The organism is Bradyrhizobium sp. Leo170 (assembly GCF_004296405.1).
Taxonomy (GTDB): Bacteria; Pseudomonadota; Alphaproteobacteria; order Rhizobiales; family Xanthobacteraceae; genus Bradyrhizobium.
The window spans coordinates 1-19,679 of the sequence record NZ_PSRR01000140.1; the positions used below are offsets into that span (position 1 = coordinate 1).

Consider the following 19,679-nt stretch of genomic DNA (forward strand, 5'->3'; position numbering starts at 1 on the left):
GCCGCTTGGTCAGCGCGATCGCGGCATCGCGCGCCTTCTTGCGCAGCTCTGATGGCGGCACCACGGCATTCGCGAGCCCGCAGGCCAGCGCCGCTGATGCCTCCATCGGCTCGCCGAGCGCGAACATCGCATACGCCCGCGCATGGCCGATCCGGAGCGGCAACAGGAAGCTCGAGGCTGCTTCCGGCACCAGCGCCAGATTGACGAACGGCGTGATCAGCCGCGCATTGTCGGCGAGATAGACGAGGTCGCAATGCAATAGCATCGTGGTGCCGACGCCGACGGCATTACCCTGCACGGCAGCGACCAGCGGCTTCCTGGCCTTGCCGATGGTATCGATGAAGCGATGCGCGCCGCCCTCGACGGCGTTGCTGCCGTCGCGGGCCTGGCTGGCGAAATCGGCGAGGTCGTTGCCCGCCGTAAAGCTGTCGCCGTCGCCCTGGAACAGGATCACCCGGACCGAGCCGTCGCTCTCGGCGCGGTCGAGCGCGTCCGACATCGCGTCATACATGGCCGTCGTGAGCGCGTTCTTCTTCTCGGGACGCTGCAACGTCACCGTCATCACGCCGTCGGCGATCTCGGTCTTGACATGCTCGCTCATGATTTGCTCTCCGGCTCGCCGTTACCACTTCTCGCCGAACGGGCGGATTTCCAATTCGAATGTCCAGGCGCTCTTCGGCTGCTGGTAGAGTTGCCAATAGGAAGCCGCGACTGACGCCGGCGGCATCAACAGATCGGGATCGTCGAGCGCGTTGGGGCCAAGGGCTTCGATGCGCCGCTGCCGCACCCATTCGGTGTCGACGCCGGAATCGATGATGAGATGGGCAACGTGGATGTTCTTCGGACCGAGCTCGCGCGCCATCGCCTGCGCCACCGCACGCAGGCCGAACTTGGCGCTGGCGAAGGCCGCATAACCCGGCCCGCCGCGCAAGGATGCGGTGGCGCCGGTGAAGAAGATGTTGCCCTGGCCCCGCGGCAGCATCAGCCGCGCTGCCTCGCGGCCTGCGAGGAAGCCGGAATAGCAGGCCATCTCCCAGACCTTGCGGAACACGCGCTCGGTGGTCTCCAGGATCGGGAAATTGACGTTGGCGCCGATGTTGAAGATGCAGACCTCCAGCGGCGCGTGCTTGTCGGCATCGTTGAGGAAGGAGATGATCTCCTCCTCCTTCCGCGCATCGAGCGAGCGGGCATGAATCTCGCCGCCAGCCGCCTCGATATCCTTCACCAGCGGCTCGAGCTTGGCGCCATTCCGTCGTCCGGCGAAGATCGTGAACCCTTCGGATGCAAATTTCTTGGCGATCTCGCCGCCGATATAATCGCCGGCCCCGATGACCGCCGCCGTCGCATTTCTCTTCTGCATTGGTCTCTCCCGACTGCTGATTGGAAATGAATTGATGTCGCTGCGCGCGCTCAGGACGTGCGTAGCGACTCCGCCAGTTTGTGCTTCAATATCTTGCCGGTCGAGGTCGCGGGCAGCGCCTCGAGCAGGATGATCTCCGACGGCCGCTTGTAGGAGGTGAGCTGCGGCGCGACATGGGCCATCAGGTCCTGCGCCGTCGCCTTGGAGCCCTTGAGCAACTGGACGAAGGCGACCACTTCCTCATTGCCCTCGACCGGCCGCCCCACCACGGCGCACTGCACCACGGCGTCATGGGTCGAGAGCACGGCCTCGATCTCGGCCGGATAGACGTTGAAGCCGGAGCGGATGATCATCTCCTTGGTGCGGCCGACGATATAGAGGCAGTCGCCCTCGAAGCGCGCGAGATCGCCGGTGTTGAACCAGCCATCGGGATCGATCGCCTTCGCGGTGAGATCGGGTGCGCGGTAATAGCCGCGCATGACGTTGGCGCCGCGGACATGGAGCTCGCCAACCGCGCCGCTCGCAACGAGCTTGCCATCCCGGCCGACGATCCTGGCCTCGAGACCGGGCATCAGCGTGCCGACCGCATGGTCGGCTCGCGGCGTCTCCGGCCGGACGCCGGAAATTCCGGGCGAGCATTCCGTGATGCCATACCCGTTGAGCAAAGGCAGCCCGAGCTCCTGCTCGACCCGCGATTTCAGGTCGAGGTCGAGCGGCGCGCCCGCGACCGAGATCAGGCGCAGCGCGCCGCGGTTCAACTTCGAGAGACCTGTCGTCCGCTTGTATTCGAGCAGGCGCTGATAGGTGGCGGGAACGCCGTTCAGGATCGTGATGCCTTCCTCCGCCATCGCCTGCACCAGCGCCGCCGGATCATACTTCGCGACCAGGCGGACGGTGGCGCCGGTCATCAGCGTCATCGTCAACAAGGAGATGCCGACGATGTGCGAGATCGGCAGCACGCAATATTGCACGTCGTCCGACGTCATATTGCGCAGCGCCGCGGTGGTCTGGGCGCTGAACAGGAGATTGCGGTGCGTCAGCATCACGCCCTTCGGCGTACCCGTGGTGCCCGAGGTGTAGATGAGGACCGCGACCTGGTTGGCGCCGTCGGCTTTGACCGGCTCGGGCGAGGTCGCCTCATTCAGCGCGGAAACGCCGATGCCATAGAGCGGTCCAACATCCTGCACCGGTGCGCCGTAGCGCGCGGCATGCGCGGCTGCTTCCTTGGAGACGTCGGTGGTGAAGAAGGCGCGACGCGTGCCGCTGTGATCCTGGATCTGCTCCAGTTCGCGCGGCGACAGGCGCGGATTGACCACGATCGCCCAAGCATCGAGCCGGCTCGCGGCGAACAGAAGGCAGGCGAGCGGGATCGCATTCTCGCTGACGATCATGATGCGGTCGCCGGCGCGGACGCCGAGCGCACGCAGTGCGTCCGCGGTGCCGCCGATAGCGCGGTCGAGTTCGCGATAGGTGAGGCTGCCGCCGTCATCGATCAGCGCCGTGCGATCCGGCGTCGCCGCGACATGCCGGTCGATCACTTCATGAATCCGGTTCGGCAGATTTGCCAGAATTTCGGCCGCCGGGGCCGCCTGCTCCAATATCGTCAATGCCACCTCCCGCCGCCGCGCCCCTTGTCTCGGGTCTTGTCGCGAATTGGTTTGCTCAGATTCCCTGCCGTCTCGCGCAGCCTTTCGCTGCCGCAAGCTGCGCGACGATCTCTTCCTCGACCTCGCGCAGGCGATCCTTGCCGAAGAACATCTCGTCGCCGACGAAGAAGGTCGGCGAGCCGAACTCGCCGCGTGCCACCGCGTTCTCTGTGTTCTCGATCAGCTTCTTCTTGACGTCACCCTGCTGGATGCGGGCGATCACACGATCGATATCGACGCCGGACGAGAGGAACGCGGCGCGGAAGACCTGCGGATCATCCATCTTCTTCGGCTCGACCCACATGTGGTGGTAGGCGGCGCGGAAATAGGACTCGAATAATCCCTCGAGCTCCGCGGCGATCACGCCGCGCATCAGCATCAGGGTGTTCACCGGGAAGAACGGGTTCGACTTGAATTTCGTGATGTGGTGGCGCCGCAGGAAGCGCTCGGTTTCCAGCGCGTTGTATTCGGCCTTGTTCTTGATCCCGCGCAGCGAGTCGAACGGCGACATGTTGCCGGTCGCCTTGTAGACGCCGCCGAGCAGCACCGGGACGTAGTCGAACTTCACGCCGGTGCGCTGTTCGATTCCCGGCAGGACAAGCTCGGCGAGATAGGCGTTCGGGCTGCCGAAATCGAAATGAAACTCGACCTTGAGCGGAGCAGCCATCGATTGCCTTTCCTTGTGCGGAGCGGCCCGTCGCCGCCATCGGTTGCGATCCCGGCTTTAAAGTTCTATTTTAGAACTGTCAATAGCGGATTGCGCCCTGCGGTAACGGGCAGCGCACAAACGGTTGAACAGGCCTCAGTGCCGAATTAGAATGAAACCTGCTTCGCGGACCGCAGGTGACTGGAGACATTGATGAAATGGGACACGCTTGAAGAGGAGCCGTGCTCACTGGCCCGCACGGTGGCCGTGATCGGCGACCGCTGGAGCCTGCTGATCCTGCGCGAGTGCTTTCTTCGCAAGCGCAGGTTCGAGGCGTTCCAGTCCTCGCTCGGCATCACCCGCCATCTGCTCGCCGAGCGGCTGAAGAAGCTGGTGCGCTTCGGCGTGCTGCGCCGGATTCCGTACCAGGAATCGCCGAAGCGCTACGAATACATCCTGACGCAGAAGGGCCTCGACCTCTATCCGATCATCATGTCGATCGTGCACTGGGGCAACATCCACATGGTGGACTCGCGCGGCCGCCCGATGCTGCATCAGCACAAGAACTGCGGACACATGTTCGACCCCGTGATGGTCTGCTCGGAATGCGGCGAGCCGCTGTCGGCCAAGGCCGTCCATGTGCATCCAGGCCCCGGCGCCCGCCAGACCTCGCCGGTGCACGCCATGGCGGCGGATGATCCGAAGGCGAAGGCCAAGACCGAGAGCTGACTGGGGCGCGGTAGCCCGGGTGGAGCGGAACGCGTAACCCGGGGCCGGTGGTTAACCCGGGTTGCGCTGCGCTCCACCCGGGCTACGGGCCGGAAACCTGGCTCGAACCGGGCTAAAATCGCTCCAAATCCTTCATTTTGGGCCGGTTTTCGGCCCGTTTGCCTTGACTCCTGGCGCTTGGCCGCTATAATGGCGGCCAATCCGGCGTGGGATTTCTCGCGCCGTTTGTTTTTGCGTGAATTCCGGGGCACGTCCCCGCGCCGCGCGAAAATCGTAACCCATAGCGACTGAACAAGAAGCCGGCCCGGGGGATACCCCGAGGACGGGATCGAACACGAAGGAATAAAACGATGTTCGCAGTCATCAAAACCGGCGGCCGGCAGTACCGCGTCGTTCCGGATGATGTTCTCGAGATTGGCAAGATCGCCGGCGATGTCGGCACGATCGTGCAACTTGGCGAAGTTCTGGTGGTCGGCGGCGAAACGCCGATCCTGGGCGTGCCGACGGTGGCCGGCGCTTCGGTGGCAGCCGAGGTGCTGCAGCACAAGCGCGGTCCGAAGGTGATCGCGTTCAAGAAGCGCCGCCGCAAGAATTCGCGCCGCAAGCGCGGCTATCGCGATGAGCTGACGGTGCTGAGGATCACCGAGATCCTGACCGACAACGCGAAGCCGACGATCGGCCCGCGGCCGAAGAAGGAAAAGATTGCTGCAGCGCCCACTGAGGATGCTGCATAAGCCTTCAAGAACGCGACGTTAGAGAAATGTGATTGTCACGTATCAAAAGTTGAAGCGTGACAAAAAGTGAAATGATTCCGTCAAGGAATTGATCTAGAGAATTACTGCAGTTGGAGACGAGCTATGGCTCACAAAAAAGCAGGCGGTTCATCGCGAAACGGACGTGATTCCAAAGGCAAACGCCTTGGCGTCAAAGCGTTCGGTGGCGAGCTCGTGATTCCCGGTAACATCATCGCGCGTCAGCGCGGCACCACCTGGCATCCGGGCCTTAATGTCGGCATGGGAACCGATCATACCCTGTTCGCCAAGGTCGAAGGTCGTGTGGAGTTCCGCGCCAAAGGCAATGGCCGCACCTTCGTATCGGTAATTCCGGTGCTCGAGGCTGCAGCCGAATAGACGGTGGACGATATGAGTCCGCCGGATCCTGTTGAACCGGCGGGGCTCTAAGAGGCTCCAGGGGAGGCGGGATACCGGCCTCCCCTTTTCTGTTGCGCGTGTCCCATGTGGGGCCACGCGCAAGGATCGAAGCGTAGCGTACCGTTATCGCATCACAGGAGCCCGACATGCTGCAGGATATCCCGACCCCGATATTGCGCGAGTCGAGAGGTTGCGTCCTCGAGACCGAACGGCTGACCTTGCGCAAGCCGACGCTCGCGGACGTAAAAGCAATTGCGCATCTCGCCAATGATCGTCGCATTGCAGAGAACACCCGCCGCCTGCCGCATCCCTATCTGAACGAGCATGCGGTCGAATTCGTGCGTGCGACTGCCGGCGGAGGCGGCGAGACCGTGTTCCTGATCGAGAACAGCTCCGCGCCGGTCGGCATGGTCGGCATCAACTGGCGCGAGCCTGATGCGCCGGAGCTCGGCTACTGGCTCGGCGTCGAGCATTGGGGCCAGGGCTTTGGCACCGAGGCGGCGCGCGCGGTGATCGACTACTTCTTCGAGGAATTCGACCACGACTATCTGTTTTCCGGCGCCCGCGTCGCCAACCCGTCGTCGCGCAACATCCTGGAGAAGTGCGGCTTCCAGTGGAGTGGCGTCGAGCTGCACCGCTTCGAGGCGCTCGGCTCCTCCACCCCGGTCGACTGCTTCCGCCTGTCGCGCGGCGTCTGGTCGTCGCTGAAGAGCTGGGGCTCATCGTTGCGGCGGGATCGATAACACGCAGACGGCGTAGGGTGGGCACGCTTCGCTTTGCCCACCTACGTCACAGCATCCTTAGGGCTACACCGGCGGGCTCACCACCGGCTCTTCCCGCCCCAGCTTCTGCTCGCGCAGGAAGATGTAGAGCCCGGCGCCGATGATGATCGCAGCCCCCACAATGGTGGCCCAGGACGGCACGTCACCCCACACGACGAAGCCGAAGATCACCGCCCAGACGATCATCGAATATTGGTAGGGCACCACCACGCTTGCCGGCGCCAGCTTCAGCGAGCGGTTGACGCAGAGCAGCGCGGCGACCGAGATCAGGCCGGCGACGAAGAAGATAGCGAGGCTGCCGGCATCCGGCGTCACCCAGCCGAATGGCGACAGCACGGCGCCGAGCAGGAATGTGCCGCAGAACTGCGACGAGGTCAGCACGATATCGGGCGTTGCGCGCAGCGAGCGCGTGATCAGCATCAGGACCGCGAACGACATGCTGCCGCCGAGCGCGATCATCGCCGGCAAGCTCACGGTTTGCGCTGACGGCCTGAGCGCGATCAATACGCCGCAGAAGCCGACCAGGATCGCGCTCCAGCGCCGCCAGCCGATCTGTTCGCCCAGCACCAGGCCCGACAGCGCGGTGACGAAGATCGGACCGGCAAGATAATAGGTGATGACGTCGGCGAGCGGCAGGTAGACGGTCGCAAGGAAGAAGGCGGCGACCTCGAGCGTCGACAGCGTCACCCGCAGCAATTGCAGCCAGGGACGCTCGAGTGGGAAGAACGCCGCGCGCTGCTTCCAGATGATCGGCAGCAGCACGGCCAGTGCCGCACAGGCGCGCAGCCACAACAACTGTCCGACCGAATAGGTCGCGACAAGGAATTTCCCCATCGCATCGCCGAACGAGAACATGAAGATCGACAGCAGCATCAGCCCGATGCCGGCAAGCCGGGCGGAGCGATCATCATAGGCGGAGAGTTTTGCGAACAGGGTCATGGATGACTGGGATGCTTCTCGTCATGGCCGGATTAGGCGGAATCGATTGCCGCATCAACATCGCTGCGATACCGATACATCACAAAACAATTCTGCCGAGGAAAGCCCTGATATGACTGACTTCGACCCCGCCCAACACCGCATGGTGCAAGCACAGCGCTGGTTCGAAGATTTCACATTGGGCGAGCGCTTTGTGATCCCGAGCCGGACCCAGACGGAGGCTGTGTTCGCGGCGTTCCAGACCGCAAGCGGCGATACCCATCCGATCCACTATGACATCGAATATTGCCGCGCCCGCGGCATGCCACACCTGCTCGCGCACGGCTTCCAGACCCTGATCCACACCGCGCCCGGCGCCGGGCTGTTTCCGTTCATTGTCGAGGAATCCATGATCGGCTTTCTCGAACAGTCGAGCCGCTTCTTGAAGCCGGTCTATGCCGGCGACACCAACTATCCCGCGCTTGAAGTGACCGAGCTTGTGCCCGGCCGCACCACCGGCGTCGTGACACTGCGCTCCACCGTGTTCAACCAGCGCCGCGAATTGGTGCTCGAGGGGATGCAGAAATTCTTCATCCGACGGCGGCCGGCTTAATCTAAAGAGATACACCTTCGTGCGCGAGCAGCCAGCGCTTGCGCTCCAACCCGCCGCCATATTTGACCAGCGCGCCGTTGGCGCCGATCAGGCGATGGCAGGGCAGCACGACGCTGATCGGGTTCGAGCCGTTAGCGTGGCCGACCGCGCGCTGGGCGTTGGGCGCGCCGAGCTTTGCCGCCATCGCACCGTAGCTCATCGTCGTGCCCACGGGGATCTTCGCCAGCGCGGTCCAGACCTTGTTTTGGAACGCCGTGCCGGCGACGCGCCACTGGATGCTGCCGAGGCGATCGAGATCGCCCTTGAAATATTCAGACAGCGCAGCGCGGATATCCTTCGGCGCACGCGCCTGTTTCAGGGCCACCGCGCCATAATGCAGGCGCAGCAGCTCGTTCATCCGCGCCTCATAGTCCTCCCAATCCAGCGCGCGGAGCACGCCGTCGTCATCGGTGACCAGCAAAGCTATCCCGATCGGCGTTTCCACCCGATCCAGACCGAACGTTGTGGCCGGCTTCGTGAGTTTGTCGCGAACAGGCATCTTCATCCCGGATAGCTGAGCGCCGGCATCTTCCCTGCGCGGCGTGCCAGCGTCCACCCGATTTCCGGGGTTGGGCCCGCACCCTACTTTGGTCGACTGATATCGCTCGGCTTTTCGGCCCGACTCCACCTTGCATTGCAGCAACGGTTCCTCCACTATCGTCGCTAGCGATGGCATCCGGCGGACCTTGAAGTCCAGCGGAGAAGATCATCGGCACAATCACATGAGGAAGCTGCGAATGAGGAACGGGTTTTTGCATCTGGTCACAGGGACGGCGCTGGCATTCGCGCTGTCGGTTTCAGCGGCCAATGCCCAGAAGAAATACGACCCCGGCGCCAGCGACAGCGAGATCAAGGTCGGCCAGACCGTGCCGTTCTCCGGTCCTGCATCGGCCTATGCCTCGATCGGCAAGACCCAGGCCGCCTATATGAAGATGATCAACGACCAGGGCGGCGTGAACGGGCGCAAGATCAACCTGATCCAGTATGACGATGCCTATTCGCCGCCGAAGGCGGTCGAACAGGCGCGCAAGCTGGTCGAAAGCGACGAGGTGCTTCTGACCTTCCAGATCGTCGGCACACCATCCAATGCGGCGGTCCAGAAATATCTCAACTCCAAGAAGGTGCCGCAACTATTCGCCGCGACCGGCGCCTCGAAGTTCACCGACCCGAAGAATTTCCCGTGGACGATGGGCTTCAACCCGAACTACTTCGTCGAGGGCCGGATCTACGGCCAGTACATCCTGAAGAACCATCCGACCGCCAAGATCGGCATCCTCTATCAGAACGACGACCTCGGCAAAGATTACCTGAACGGCATCAAGGCCGGCCTCGCCGACAAGGCGGCCAGCATGGTGGTGGCGGAAGCCTCCTATGAAGTGTCAGATCCGACCGTGGATTCGCAGATTCTCAAGATCAAGGATGCCGGCGCGGACCTGTTCTTCAGCGCCACCACGCCGAAGCAGGCGGCGCAGGCGATCAAGAAGATCGCCGAGCTCGGCTGGAAGCCGGTGCAGATCGTCGACATCAACGCGACCTCGGTCGGCGCGGTGATGAAGCCCGCAGGCCTCGAGGCCGCCAAGGGCGTGATCAGCGTCAACTACGGCAAGGATCCGCTCGATCCGACCTGGAAGGATGATGCCGGCATGAAGAAGTATTTCGAGTTCATGGCCAAGTACTATCCGGAAGGCGACAAGGATTCGAACTTCAACACCTATGGCTACTCGACCGCTCAGCTCCTGATCCATGTGCTCAAGGAGTCCGGCGACAATCTCACGCGCGAGAACGTGATGAAGCAGGCCTCCAGCCTCAAGAACGTGCAGCTCGACCTCTCGCTGCCCGGCATCGTCGCCAACACCTCGCCGACCGATTACCGCGTCAACAAGCAGCTCCAGATGATGCGCTTCAACGGCGAGCGCTGGGAGCTGTTCGGCCCGATCCTCGAGGACGCCGGCCCGGCGGGCTAGTCAGCGAGCATCGCAAGACAAACGATCGGCGGCCTTCGGGCCGCCGATTTCGTTTTGAACGTTATAGTGGCGCGCTTTCTCAACGTCATTGCGAGCGCAGCGAAGCAATCCATGCCTCCGCAAGTGGAGAGATAGATTGCTTCGCTTGCGCTCGCAATGACGGGAGCTGCGTAGGGTGGGCAAAGCGCAGCGTGCCCACCATCCACGGTCGGTGCAAGAAAGGTGGGCACGCTTCGCTTTGCCCACCCTACGGCTTGGTGGCTTACTTCGGAATCTCTCCGAACGTCTTGCCGACCGGGAGCACGGCGTGGCGGATCAGTCGCGAATCCTCCACTGCGGCCTGGCGGTGCTTCACTGCTTCGCGATAGACGGGATCGCGGATCATCTCGACGAAGGCGGCGACGCTTGGGTATTCGGCGATGAAGCAATGGTCCCAACGTTCCTCCTGCGGCCCGATCAGCATCAGTTCGAAACGGCCCTGCCAGACGATGCGGCCGCCGAGCCGCTCGAACACCGGTCCGCTCTCGCGGCCGTAAGCCGCATAGGCTTCCGCGCCCGTGGCCTTGCGGCCGTCGGGATAGGCGGCCCATTCGCGCAGGCGAACCAGATTGAGCATGTGGATCGGCCCCGGCCGATCGTTCTCCCTGAACTGCGCGAAGACTTCCTTGGTCGGATCGATATGGCCCATTTTGGTTCTCCCTTCTTGTCTTGACGCGTTTTCTGCGCAGATAAGTCCACGCAATCTGCGTAAACTTGATTGCTATGCGAACCGGTGTCCACTTCGCTTGAAAACGCTACGCTCGGTTCCGCAATCTTTATCACGCGCTGCCTCACCTACTAACCCGGCATTGGGATGCGTAGGGTGGGCAAAGCGCAGCGTGCCCACCATCAAGCACTCCGCTCGCAAAAGGTGGGCACGCTTCGCTTTGCCCACCCTACGGCTTCGTTCGACGTGGCGCTGCCTCACCTCCTAATCCCGCGTTAAGCTTTGCGTAACCGGGCCTTAAACCGGGAACGCTAGCGTGCGGCGGAACGTGGTGTGAGCAGCGTTTTTGGATGGCGTGGGGAAAGAAAAAGAGCGGCGGGCGCAAGGAGCCGCTATTCGGGCTTCCGGCCGCGCTCGCCGATTTGCGGCTCTCGCCGGCCGACCGCATCCCCAATCCCGAAGACAGACCGAAGAAATCCGCCAAGCAGCGCAGCAGCAGTGACGCCGGTGCGGAACCGCCGCGCGAGCGCAAGCCCGCTTCGAGTGGCGGGAAACGGCGGAAATCGCGCGGCGGCTCTTCGATCGGCCGCATCTTCTATTGGGGCGTCGTGCTCGGCCTGTGGGCGGCGATTGCGGTCGTCGGCGTGGTGGTCTGGGTCGGCGCGCATCTGCCGCCGATCCAATCGCTCGAAATCCCCAAGCGGCCGCCGACGATCCAGATCGTCGGCATGGACGGCAGCGTGCTGGCGCAGCGCGGCGAAATGGCCGGCGCCAATGTCGCGCTGAAGGACCTGCCGCCATACCTGCCGAAAGCCTTCATCGCCATCGAGGACCGCCGCTTCTACTCGCATTATGGCGTCGACCCGATCGGCATCGCGCGCGCAGCGGTGACCAATCTCCTGCGTCGCGGCGTGTCGCAGGGCGGCTCGACGTTGACCCAGCAGCTCGCCAAGAACCTGTTCCTCACCCAGGAACGCACCATGCAGCGCAAGCTGCAGGAGGCCGAGCTCGCGATCTGGCTGGAGCGCAAGCATTCCAAGAACGATATCTTGGAGCTCTATCTCAACCGCGTCTATTTCGGCTCCGGCGCCTATGGCGTGGAGGCCGCGGCGCAACGCTATTTCGGCAAGTCGGCGAAGAACGTGACCTTGGCGGAAGCCGCGATGCTTGCAGGGCTCGTCAAATCGCCGTCGCGGCTGGCGCCGAACCGCAATCCTGAAGGCGCCGAGCAGCGCGCGCAGATCGTGCTGTCAGCGATGGCGGACGCCAAGTTCATCACCGAGGCGCAGGCGAAGGCCTCGATCGGCCATCCCTCCTACAACGTGAAGCCGGCCGGCGCCGGCACCGTGAACTACGTCGCCGACTGGATCGGCGAAGTGCTCGATGACCTTGTCGGCCAGATCGACCAGAACATCACGGTCGAGACCACGATCGATCCGAAGCTGCAGAACGTCGCCGAAGCCGCCATCATCGACGAGCTTGCCGCCAAGAGCGTCAAGTTCAACGTGACCCAGGGCGCGCTGGTGGCGATGACGCCCGACGGCGCGGTGCGCGCCATGGTGGGCGGAAGGAACTATGCCGAGAGCCAGTTCAACCGCGCGGTGACCGCCAAGCGCCAGCCCGGCTCGGCCTTCAAGCCGTTCGTCTATCTCACCGCGGTCGAGGCCGGGCTGACGCCGGAAACGATCCGCACCGACGCCCCGCTCGATATCAAGGGATGGAAGCCGGAGAACTACACCCACGAATATTTCGGCTCGGTGACGCTGACGCAGGCGCTGGCGATGTCGCTGAACACGGTCGCGGTCAGGCTCGGGCTCGAGGTCGGCCCGAAGAACGTGGTGCGGACCGCGCACCGGCTCGGTATCTCCTCCAAGCTCGACGCCAATCCCTCAATCGCGCTCGGCACCTCCGAGGTCTCGGTGATCGAACTGGTCGGCGCCTACGCGCCCTTTGCCAATGGCGGCACCGCCGTCTCGCCGCACGTGGTGACGAGGATCCGCACCGATAGAGGCAAGCTGCTCTACGTTCGGCCAGCCGACCAGCTCGCCCGGGTGATCGAGCCGCGCTATGTCGCGATGATGAACACGATGATGATGGAGACGCTGATCTCCGGCACCGCGCGCAAGGCGGAAATCCCCGGCTGGACCGCCGCCGGCAAGACCGGCACCAGCCAGGATTTCCGCGACGCCTGGTTCATCGGCTACACCGCCAATCTCGTCACCGGCGTCTGGCTCGGCAATGACGACAATTCGCCGACCAAGAAGGCGACCGGCGGCGGGCTGCCGGTGGAGGTGTGGAGCCGCTTCATGCGCACGGCGCATCAGGGCGTGCCGGTCGCGAGCCTGCCGAATGCGCAAGTCGGCTGGGCCATGCCGAACCTGATGCAAGCCTCGTCCCAGGTCAGCGCACCATCGCCGCAGTCGCTCGCACCACCCTCACCCGTTCCTTCCGCCGGTCAGTATCGCCCACCGCCGACGCCGACGCGCGCCTCGACGCCGTCCAATCCCAGTGCGCGTCCGGAAGCTGCGGCGGGATTGGATGGTTGGCTGGTCGATCGCCTGTTCGGCGGCCGCTGATTGCGTAGCCCGCTGATCTCGTAGCCCGGGTGCAGCGAAGCGTAACCCGGGACAGCTCGATCCACGTTTGAGACCGTCCCGGATTGCGCTTCGCTCCATCCGGGCTACAGAGCTTTCGTAGGATGGGTAGAGCGAAAGCGAAACCCATCAATTGGGCCGCTGCGGCGAAGAAGATGATGGGTTTCGCTTCGCTCTACCCATCCTACACGTCGAAACCCTAATCCTCGATACCGTAGCGATGCAGATCGTTGCCGTGGGTGTCGAGCCAGGTCTTGGCGCGATCCACCGACGAGCAGATCCGGCCCACGGTCTTCCAGAACCGCAGCGAGTGATTCATCTCGACCAAGTGCGAGACTTCATGCGCTGCGAGATAGTCGAGCACGTAGGGCGGCGCGAGGATCAGGCGCCAGGAGAACGACAGCGATCCGTGCGAGGTGCAGGAACCCCAGCGGCTCGATTGATCGCGGATCGAGACGCGGCGCACGCGCACGCCGAGTTCCGCCGCATAGGCCAAGGACGCCTTGTGCAAATCCTTGCGCGCTTCGCGCTTGAGGAAGTCGTGCACGCGGCGGTCCATGTGCTCCGGCTCGCCGGCCACGCACAAAATCCTTTCGCCGCTGTCACGAATCTCGGTCCACACCGTGCCGCGCTCGCCGGCGCGATGCACGAGCCGATGCGGCACGCCGCGCAGCGGCACCACTGTGCCGGGTTGGAACGGCGCCGCCTTCGGCAGGCGACCAAGACGCGCGGCGATCCAGCCGCCATGAAGCTGCGCGAAGTCGCGCGCATCGGCGATGGTGCCGCGCGGCGGCATCGTGAGGATCGCTTCGCGGTCAGTTGGATGAATGCGAAGCGTGTAGCGACGCGCGCGCCTATGCCGCCGTAGCCTGATCGCGAAATATTGGGAGCCGTGCTTGATGAGAAGAGTCGAGGGTTCGGCGGGCCGCCGATAGAGGAGCGCGCGAGTGGCCATTTCTGAGAGTCCGGGGAGGAGAAGTTCGCCCGGATTCTGCCATATCCGCCGCCAGGGAAATCGCTCGGCGCAAAAACAAATCATTTGCCCAATATACAGAGGCTGCCCGCGATTTGACCCCTACATAGTGGGGTCGGAACCCGAAAAATTTGGACCGACCCGGCCCGAAATCACCCTCTAAGGAACGAGTCAAAACTCATTCCTTGAACGATCGCCGAATCCGGATTCTTTTAATCAATTCAGCGACTTATAAACCCACCCAAATCGGGCTCGATCACACCGCTATTCAGCGGCCGCGACCAGGGAAAGCCGTGTATTGGCCGACGAAACCATGAAATCGGAGATGCGCGGCACGATTTCAGCACGGAAACGCGAGCCGTTGAACACACCATAGTGTCCGACGCCCTTCTGCACGTAGTGCACACGGCGATGATCGGGAATCGACGTGCACAAAGCATGCGTCGCTTCGGTCTGGCCAAGGCCGGAGATGTCGTCCTTCTCGCCTTCCACCGTCATCAACGCAACGCGCCTGATCTTGGAGGGAACGACCAGTTCGCCACGATGAGTCATCTCGCCCTTCGGCAGCGCGTGCTTGACGAAGACGAGGTCGACGGTCTGCAGATAATACTCGGCGGTCAGATCCATTACCGCGAGATATTCGTCATAGAATTCGCGGTGCTTGTCGACGAGATCGCCGTCGCCCTTCACCAGATTGGCGAACAGCGCCTTGTGCGCATCCATGTGGCGGTCGAGATTCATGCTGATGAAGCCGTTGAGCTGCAGGAATCCCGGATAGACGTCGCGCATCATGCCAGGATGCGGGAACGGCACCTTGGTGATGACGTTGTTGCGGAACCATTCGATGCCGCGTTCGGCGGCGAGGTTGTTGACCGCGGTCGGATTGCGGCGGGTGTCGATCGGACCGCCCATCAGCGTCATCGACAGCGGCACGAAGGGATCGCGCCGCGCTTCCATGAGGGAGACCGCGACCACCACGGGCACCGAGGGCTGGCAGACCGCGATGACATGCATGTTGCCGCCAAGCGCATGCAGCATCTCGATGAGGTAATCGACATAGTCATCGAGATCGAAGCGGCCTTCGGACAGCGGCACCATGCGCGCATCGGCCCAATCGGTGATGTAGACCTCGTGGGTCGGCAGGAAGGCTTCGACCGTGCCACGCAGCAGCGTCGCGTAATGGCCGGACATCGGCGCCACGATCAGCACGCGCGGCTGGGGGCTGCGCAGCGGCCGGGTCAGCTTGCGATCGAAATAGAGCAGCCGGCAGAACGGCTTTTCCCAGACCGTGCGGACTTCAACCGCCGTACGCACGCCATTGACCTCGGTCTCGTCGAGGCCCCATTCCGGCTTGCCGTAGCGGCGGGTGGTGCGCTCGAACAACTCGCAGGCCGCGGCGACGGATTTGCCGACTTCGGTATGCGTCCACGGATTGAGCGGATTCTGAAACAGGATCTTGGTGGCGTCGGTCACCGCGCGCGCCGGGTTCAGCGACGAATGCGCCATCTCGTACATCCAGTACAGTGGCGTCGTGACCGCCGGACTGCCTTCGGCCGCCAGCGGCGGGGCGCCGCCAAATTCACCAATCGGCATTTGCTTCAAAATCCTTGTTTGCGACGCAGCATACTGTCGAATGCGTAATAAAGCGTCAATGCATCTGTCACTACATCTACGGCCGAAAAAGCCCTAAACAACCGGGAATCCACGGGAAAGTGAAGGTTACTCGCCTCCGCTGAGCAGCGAGCCGTTGCGCTTGGCGCTGCGCAAAAGGGCAAGAAAGATCGCAAATGACGCGACAAGCAGCACCGCGTTGATGACGAGGGCGTCGACCATCAGCTCAGTGCGGAAGACGTGGTCGATCAGGAGCGCCCGCATGCCCTCGAACACATAGGTCGGCGGCAACATCCAGGCGACGACCTGCAGCCAGGGCGGCAATACGCTGACGGGATAATAGATGCAGGCGAGCGGCATCAGCGCGAACATCAGCGTCCAGACGATGCTCTCCGCGCCGAGCCCGTTCCGCAGCACGAGGCCGGAGGCGAAAATGCCGACCGACCAGCTCGTGAAGATCAGGTTGCAGAAGAAGGCGATCAGCGGCAGGCCGATGGCGTAGAAGTTGAAGCCGAAGAAGAACAGCGCCAGCAGCGTCATCGGAACGACGCCGATCGCGAGGCGGATCAGGCTCATGATCATCAGCGAGATCAGGAACTCGATCGGCTTCAGCGGGCTCATCATGAGGTTGCCGAGATTGCGCGCCCACATCTCTTCCAGGAATGAGATCGAAAAGCCGAGCTGACCGCGGAACAGGATGTCCCACAGGATGACGGCGCCGATCAGGGTGCCGCCGGCCTGCGCGAAGAAGCCCGAGGTCTGCGAAATGTAGTTCTGCAGGAAACCCCAGGTGATGATCTGCAGCGCCGGCCAGTAGACCAGTTCCAATAGTCGCGGCCAGGACGACAGCAAGAGATACCAATAGCGCAGCACCATCGCGTTGATGCGGTTGAGCGACAGCCCGCGATGGACGGCAATCCCGCTCATGTCGCGCTCTCCCGGGTGCGGCCGCGGGCGACGTCCAGGAACACCTCTTCCAGCGTGTCGCGGTTGTAGCGGGCCATGATCCGGTCGGGACTATCGTCATCCTCGATCTTGCCGCGCTTCATGATGATGACGCGGTCGCACAGCCGCTCCACCTCCAGCATGTTGTGCGAAGCGAGCAGGATCGTCGCGTTATGGCTCTTGCGGTAGTTCTCCAGGTGCTGCCGCACCCAATCGGCGGTGTCAGGGTCGAGCGAAGCGGTCGGCTCGTCCAGGAGCAACAGGTCAGGTTCGTTGATCAGTGCCTTGGCGAGCGCCACGCGCGTCTTCTGGCCGGCGGAAAGCTTGCCGTTGGCGCGGTCGATGAAGTCGCGCAGATCGAGGTCGGAGGCGAGTCGATCGATTCTGTCTGCGAGATTCCGCACGGCATAGAGCCGGCCGAAGATCGTGAGGTTCTGGCGCACGGTGAGCCGCATCGGCATGTCGACATAGGGGCTCTCGAAATTCATCCGCCCGAGCACCTCGGCGCTCTGTTCGGGCATCGGAAAGCCCAGCACATGGATGCGGCCGGAGGTCGGCAGCACCAGGCCCATGATCATGGCGATCGTCGTGGTCTTGCCGGCGCCGTTGCCTCCGAGCAGCCCGGTGATGCTGCCGCGCGCGATCCGAAACGAGACATCGTCGACCGCGCGGGTGGCCTTGTAGACCTTCACCAGATGCGCGACATCGATCGCGGCCGAAGCTGCGGGATCGGAAGCTGGCGGCTTACGCGAGATTGTATCTTCGATCTTCATGCAACCCGTTTCATTGAGGCATCAGGTCCCCGAGCGCAAGGAGCTCGTCATGCCCGGGCTTGTCCCGGGCATCCACGTCTTACTCTTTCCTGCGGCAAGAACGTGGATGGCCGGGACAAGCCCGGCCATGACGGGCGCCGCCACAGCCGGATCACGCGCGTTTGTGATCGAGCTGTCGTGTAGCTAAAGTGAGGATATGACCGACGTAGCCGCCTCAGATTTCCGCCAACCACGCCGCCATGTCCGTCTGGATACGATTCTGCGGCTCCGTTGGCTGGCCGCGCTTGGCCAGCTCGCCGCAATCTTCATCGTCGCCCAGGGTCTGGAATTCGACGTTCCCGTCATCCCCTGCATCGCCATCATCGCGCTGTCGGCGCTGCTCAATCTCGCCTTGCAGATCGCGTTCAACCCGATGCAGCGGCTGGAGCCGATCTATGCCGCGGCATTGCTCGCGCTCAATATCGTCGAGCTTGCCGGCCTGTTGTTCCTGACCGGCGGCCTACAGAATCCGTTCTCGTTCCTGTTCCTGGCGCCGGTCCTGATTTCCGCCACCGCGCTGCCGGTCCGGCTGACGATCGCGCTTGGCTGCCTCGCGGTCGCCTGCGCGTCGGCGCTGGTGTTCTTCCATTTTCCGTTGCCCTGGGACCCCGACGATCCGCTGGTGCTGCAGCCGATCTACCTGTTCGGCGTCTGGCTCTCGATCCTGCTCGCGATCGGTGTCACCAGCCTGTATGCGTTCCAGGTCACCGAGGACACGCGAAAGCTCTCGGACGCGCTGGCCGCGACCGAACTGGTGCTGGCGCGCGAGCAGCATCTGACCCAGCTCGATGGACTTGCCGCCGCGGCCGCGCACGAGCTCGGCACGCCGCTGTCGACCATCTTCCTGATCTCGCGCGAGCTGGAACGTACGGTGCAGGACGGCCCGCTCGCTGCCGACCTGAAGACGCTGCGCGAGCAGGCGCAGCGCTGCCGCGACATCCTGAGCAAGATCACCCAGCTCTCCTCCACCGGAGCGCCGTTCGACCGGATGAAACTGTCGACGCTGATCGAGGAGGCGGTTGCACCGCACCGCGATTTCGGCGTTGCAATCAAGGTGCGGCTTGCTGTCGCAGTCACCACGGAACCGGTCGGCGCCCGCAATCCCGCGATCCTCTATGGCGTCGGCAACATCCTGGAAAATGCGGTGGATTTCGCCAACCAGACCGTCGAGGTGAATGCCTGGTGGAATGCCGAGACCGTCGAAATCGTCATTTCCGATGACGGCCCCGGCATCGCTCCGGATATGCTGAACCGGATCGGCGAGCCTTATTTGTCGCGGCGCCGCAGCGCGGATGAGGCGCAAAACGGCCGCGCGGGGCTTGGTCTTGGCATTTTCATCGCGCGGACCCTGCTGGAGCGCACCGGCGCCAGGGTCACTTTCACCAATCGCGTCTTTCCCGATCACGGCGCCGTGGTGCAGATCGTCTGGCCGCGCGACGTGTTCGAGACGAGCGAAGCTGCCGACGAAATGATGGGCTGAACACAATTCGACAATTTGACGCATTAACCGGCCGGTTTTGGGTGGCCTTGGCATCGCCGCAGTCACACGCCATATCTTTGGTGTTGGAGAAGGGATAGCAGAACCGTGAACGCCATCGCCGAACTGAACGATCAAGCCGACCGCTCATTGCTCATCGTCGAGGACGACAAGCCGTTCCTGGAGCGCCTGTCGCGCGCCATGGAGACCCGCGGCTTCACCGTGACATCCTGCGATACTGTGTCCGATGGTCTGGCGCAGATCGGAAAGGCCGCGCCTGCGTTTGCGGTGGTCGATCTGCGGTTGGGCGACGGCAACGGCCTCGACGTCGTCTCCGCATTGAAGCGCAAGCGCCCCGATGCGCGCGCGATCGTGCTCACCGGCTACGGCAATATCGCCACCGCCGTGACCGCGGTGAAGATGGGCGCGATCGACTATCTCTCGAAGCCCGCGGACGCCGACGATGTCGTCGCGGCATTGCTCGCGAGCGGCACCGAGAAATCCGAACCGCCGGCCAACCCGATGTCGGCCGACCGCGTACGCTGGGAGCACATCCAGCGCATCTACGAGATGTGCAATCGCAACGTCTCGGAAACCGCGCGCCGCCTCAACATGCACCGCCGAACGCTGCAGCGAATCCTGGCAAAGCGCGCGCCGCGATAGTTTGTGGCTAATTCGTAGGGTGGGCAAAGCCAACGGGGCGCGCGTTCGCG

At 63.3% G+C, this 19,679-nt stretch carries 20 protein-coding genes; 9 read left to right on the plus strand and 11 right to left on the minus strand.

Features of this window, described 5'->3' with window-relative positions:
* The 4 genes from CWO89_RS22580 to CWO89_RS22595 form a co-directional block, all read right to left on the minus strand.
* Window positions 1-601: enoyl-CoA hydratase-related protein (locus CWO89_RS22580; RefSeq protein ID WP_130580945.1), on the minus strand; the 601-nt coding region annotated here is incomplete at its 3' end.
* A gap of 21 nt (window positions 602-622) precedes the next feature.
* Complete coding sequence (locus CWO89_RS22585) at window positions 623-1,360, minus strand: SDR family oxidoreductase (protein ID WP_130580946.1); 738 nt, start codon at window positions 1,358-1,360, stop codon at window positions 623-625.
* Window positions 1,361-1,410: 50 nt separating this feature from the next.
* On the minus strand, window positions 1,411-2,967 hold the full coding sequence (locus CWO89_RS22590) for a class I adenylate-forming enzyme family protein (protein WP_245476435.1): 1,557 nt from the start codon (window positions 2,965-2,967) through the stop codon (window positions 1,411-1,413).
* 55 nt (window positions 2,968-3,022) lie between these two features.
* Entirely contained in the window at window positions 3,023-3,673 is a 651-nt protein-coding gene (locus CWO89_RS22595) for a 2-hydroxychromene-2-carboxylate isomerase (protein ID WP_130580947.1), read from the minus strand.
* 192 nt (window positions 3,674-3,865) lie between these two features.
* Here CWO89_RS22595 and CWO89_RS22600 point away from each other — a divergent pair, with 192 nt between their 5' ends.
* The 4 genes from CWO89_RS22600 (at window position 3,866) to CWO89_RS22615 (ending at window position 6,275) form a co-directional block, all read left to right on the plus strand.
* Window positions 3,866-4,381: a winged helix-turn-helix transcriptional regulator gene (locus CWO89_RS22600; protein WP_130580948.1), complete on the plus strand. Its 516-nt coding sequence runs from the start codon at window positions 3,866-3,868 to the stop codon at window positions 4,379-4,381.
* Window positions 4,382-4,731: 350 nt separating this feature from the next.
* The gene (gene rplU, locus CWO89_RS22605; RefSeq protein WP_130580949.1) at window positions 4,732-5,115 is read left to right on the plus strand and encodes a 50S ribosomal protein L21; all 384 of its coding nucleotides are present in this window, start codon (window positions 4,732-4,734) and stop codon (window positions 5,113-5,115) included.
* 123 nt (window positions 5,116-5,238) lie between these two features.
* Window positions 5,239-5,511, plus strand: coding sequence for a 50S ribosomal protein L27 (gene rpmA / locus CWO89_RS22610; protein WP_027583052.1), 273 nt, complete (start codon window positions 5,239-5,241; stop codon window positions 5,509-5,511).
* Between the two features lie 167 nt (window positions 5,512-5,678).
* A complete protein-coding gene (locus CWO89_RS22615) occupies window positions 5,679-6,275 on the plus strand; it encodes a GNAT family N-acetyltransferase (protein ID WP_130580950.1) in 597 nt (198 codons plus the stop codon).
* 63 nt (window positions 6,276-6,338) lie between these two features.
* Here CWO89_RS22615 and CWO89_RS22620 read toward each other — a convergent pair whose 3' ends face one another.
* Complete coding sequence (locus tag CWO89_RS22620) at window positions 6,339-7,253, minus strand: DMT family transporter (protein WP_130580951.1); 915 nt, start codon at window positions 7,251-7,253, stop codon at window positions 6,339-6,341.
* Between the two features lie 112 nt (window positions 7,254-7,365).
* Here CWO89_RS22620 and CWO89_RS22625 point away from each other — a divergent pair, with 112 nt between their 5' ends.
* Window positions 7,366-7,845, plus strand: coding sequence for a MaoC family dehydratase (locus tag CWO89_RS22625; protein WP_130580952.1), 480 nt, complete (start codon window positions 7,366-7,368; stop codon window positions 7,843-7,845).
* Between the two features lies 1 nt (window position 7,846).
* On the opposite strand, the gene CWO89_RS22630 is transcribed toward CWO89_RS22625, so the two are convergent.
* Window positions 7,847-8,383: a methylated-DNA--[protein]-cysteine S-methyltransferase gene (locus tag CWO89_RS22630; protein ID WP_130580953.1), complete on the minus strand. Its 537-nt coding sequence runs from the start codon at window positions 8,381-8,383 to the stop codon at window positions 7,847-7,849.
* A 238-nt stretch (window positions 8,384-8,621) separates the two neighbouring features.
* On the opposite strand from CWO89_RS22630, the gene CWO89_RS22635 reads away from it, so the two are divergent.
* A complete protein-coding gene (locus CWO89_RS22635; protein WP_165421286.1) occupies window positions 8,622-9,848 on the plus strand; it encodes an ABC transporter substrate-binding protein in 1,227 nt (408 codons plus the stop codon).
* 262 nt (window positions 9,849-10,110) lie between these two features.
* Here CWO89_RS22635 and CWO89_RS22640 read toward each other — a convergent pair whose 3' ends face one another.
* A complete protein-coding gene (locus tag CWO89_RS22640; RefSeq protein WP_130580955.1) occupies window positions 10,111-10,536 on the minus strand; it encodes a DUF1330 domain-containing protein in 426 nt (141 codons plus the stop codon).
* Window positions 10,537-10,904: 368 nt separating this feature from the next.
* Between CWO89_RS22640 and CWO89_RS22645 the strand changes: the two genes are divergently transcribed.
* Complete coding sequence (locus CWO89_RS22645) at window positions 10,905-13,130, plus strand: transglycosylase domain-containing protein (protein WP_130580956.1); 2,226 nt, start codon at window positions 10,905-10,907, stop codon at window positions 13,128-13,130.
* Window positions 13,131-13,347: 217 nt separating this feature from the next.
* On the opposite strand, the gene CWO89_RS22650 is transcribed toward CWO89_RS22645, so the two are convergent.
* The 4 genes from CWO89_RS22650 to CWO89_RS22665 all read right to left on the minus strand — a co-directional run bounded on the left by CWO89_RS22650 (window position 13,348) and on the right by CWO89_RS22665 (window position 17,450).
* The gene (locus CWO89_RS22650) at window positions 13,348-14,187 is read right to left on the minus strand and encodes a M48 family metallopeptidase (protein ID WP_130580957.1); all 840 of its coding nucleotides are present in this window, start codon (window positions 14,185-14,187) and stop codon (window positions 13,348-13,350) included.
* Between the two features lie 198 nt (window positions 14,188-14,385).
* Window positions 14,386-15,714: a polyhydroxyalkanoate depolymerase gene (locus CWO89_RS22655; protein WP_130580958.1), complete on the minus strand. Its 1,329-nt coding sequence runs from the start codon at window positions 15,712-15,714 to the stop codon at window positions 14,386-14,388.
* Between the two features lie 126 nt (window positions 15,715-15,840).
* Window positions 15,841-16,659, minus strand: coding sequence for an ABC transporter permease (locus tag CWO89_RS22660; protein WP_130580959.1), 819 nt, complete (start codon window positions 16,657-16,659; stop codon window positions 15,841-15,843).
* Window positions 16,656-17,450 carry an ABC transporter ATP-binding protein gene (locus tag CWO89_RS22665; protein ID WP_130580960.1) on the minus strand — a complete coding sequence of 265 codons (795 nt, stop codon included), beginning with the start codon at window positions 17,448-17,450 and terminating at the stop codon, window positions 16,656-16,658. Before CWO89_RS22665 ends, CWO89_RS22660 begins: the two co-directional genes overlap by 4 nt.
* Window positions 17,451-17,646: 196 nt before the next feature.
* On the opposite strand from CWO89_RS22665, the gene CWO89_RS22675 reads away from it, so the two are divergent.
* Both CWO89_RS22675 and CWO89_RS22680 read left to right on the plus strand, forming a co-directional pair.
* Window positions 17,647-18,969 (plus strand): ActS/PrrB/RegB family redox-sensitive histidine kinase, encoded by a 1,323-nt coding sequence (locus CWO89_RS22675; protein ID WP_130580962.1) that lies wholly within the window; start codon window positions 17,647-17,649, stop codon window positions 18,967-18,969.
* Window positions 18,970-19,074: 105 nt separating this feature from the next.
* On the plus strand, window positions 19,075-19,629 hold the full coding sequence (locus tag CWO89_RS22680; RefSeq protein ID WP_027583039.1) for an ActR/PrrA/RegA family redox response regulator transcription factor: 555 nt from the start codon (window positions 19,075-19,077) through the stop codon (window positions 19,627-19,629).
* Window positions 19,630-19,679 lie beyond the last annotated feature (50 nt).

Bases quoted from the DNA above. Each gene is read 5' to 3' on its own strand.
- CWO89_RS22585 (WP_130580946.1), bottom strand. From the start codon at position 1,360: ATGCAGAAGAGAAATGCGACGGCGGCGGTCATCGGGGCCGGCGATTAT.
- CWO89_RS22595 (WP_130580947.1), bottom strand. From the start codon at position 3,673: ATGGCTGCTCCGCTCAAGGTCGAGTTTCATTTCGATTTCGGCAGCCCG.
- CWO89_RS22600 (WP_130580948.1), top strand. From the start codon at position 3,866: ATGAAATGGGACACGCTTGAAGAGGAGCCGTGCTCACTGGCCCGCACG.
- rplU (WP_130580949.1), top strand. From the start codon at position 4,732: ATGTTCGCAGTCATCAAAACCGGCGGCCGGCAGTACCGCGTCGTTCCG.
- rpmA (WP_027583052.1), top strand. From the start codon at position 5,239: ATGGCTCACAAAAAAGCAGGCGGTTCATCGCGAAACGGACGTGATTCC.
- CWO89_RS22615 (WP_130580950.1), top strand. From the start codon at position 5,679: ATGCTGCAGGATATCCCGACCCCGATATTGCGCGAGTCGAGAGGTTGC.
- CWO89_RS22620 (WP_130580951.1), bottom strand. From the start codon at position 7,253: ATGACCCTGTTCGCAAAACTCTCCGCCTATGATGATCGCTCCGCCCGG.
- CWO89_RS22625 (WP_130580952.1), top strand. From the start codon at position 7,366: ATGACTGACTTCGACCCCGCCCAACACCGCATGGTGCAAGCACAGCGC.
- CWO89_RS22630 (WP_130580953.1), bottom strand. From the start codon at position 8,383: ATGCCTGTTCGCGACAAACTCACGAAGCCGGCCACAACGTTCGGTCTG.
- CWO89_RS22635 (WP_165421286.1), top strand. From the start codon at position 8,622: ATGAGGAACGGGTTTTTGCATCTGGTCACAGGGACGGCGCTGGCATTC.
- CWO89_RS22640 (WP_130580955.1), bottom strand. From the start codon at position 10,536: ATGGGCCATATCGATCCGACCAAGGAAGTCTTCGCGCAGTTCAGGGAG.
- CWO89_RS22645 (WP_130580956.1), top strand. From the start codon at position 10,905: ATGGCGTGGGGAAAGAAAAAGAGCGGCGGGCGCAAGGAGCCGCTATTC.
- CWO89_RS22650 (WP_130580957.1), bottom strand. From the start codon at position 14,187: ATGATTTGTTTTTGCGCCGAGCGATTTCCCTGGCGGCGGATATGGCAG.
- CWO89_RS22655 (WP_130580958.1), bottom strand. From the start codon at position 15,714: ATGCCGATTGGTGAATTTGGCGGCGCCCCGCCGCTGGCGGCCGAAGGC.
- CWO89_RS22660 (WP_130580959.1), bottom strand. From the start codon at position 16,659: ATGAGCGGGATTGCCGTCCATCGCGGGCTGTCGCTCAACCGCATCAAC.
- CWO89_RS22665 (WP_130580960.1), bottom strand. From the start codon at position 17,450: ATGAAGATCGAAGATACAATCTCGCGTAAGCCGCCAGCTTCCGATCCC.
- CWO89_RS22675 (WP_130580962.1), top strand. From the start codon at position 17,647: ATGACCGACGTAGCCGCCTCAGATTTCCGCCAACCACGCCGCCATGTC.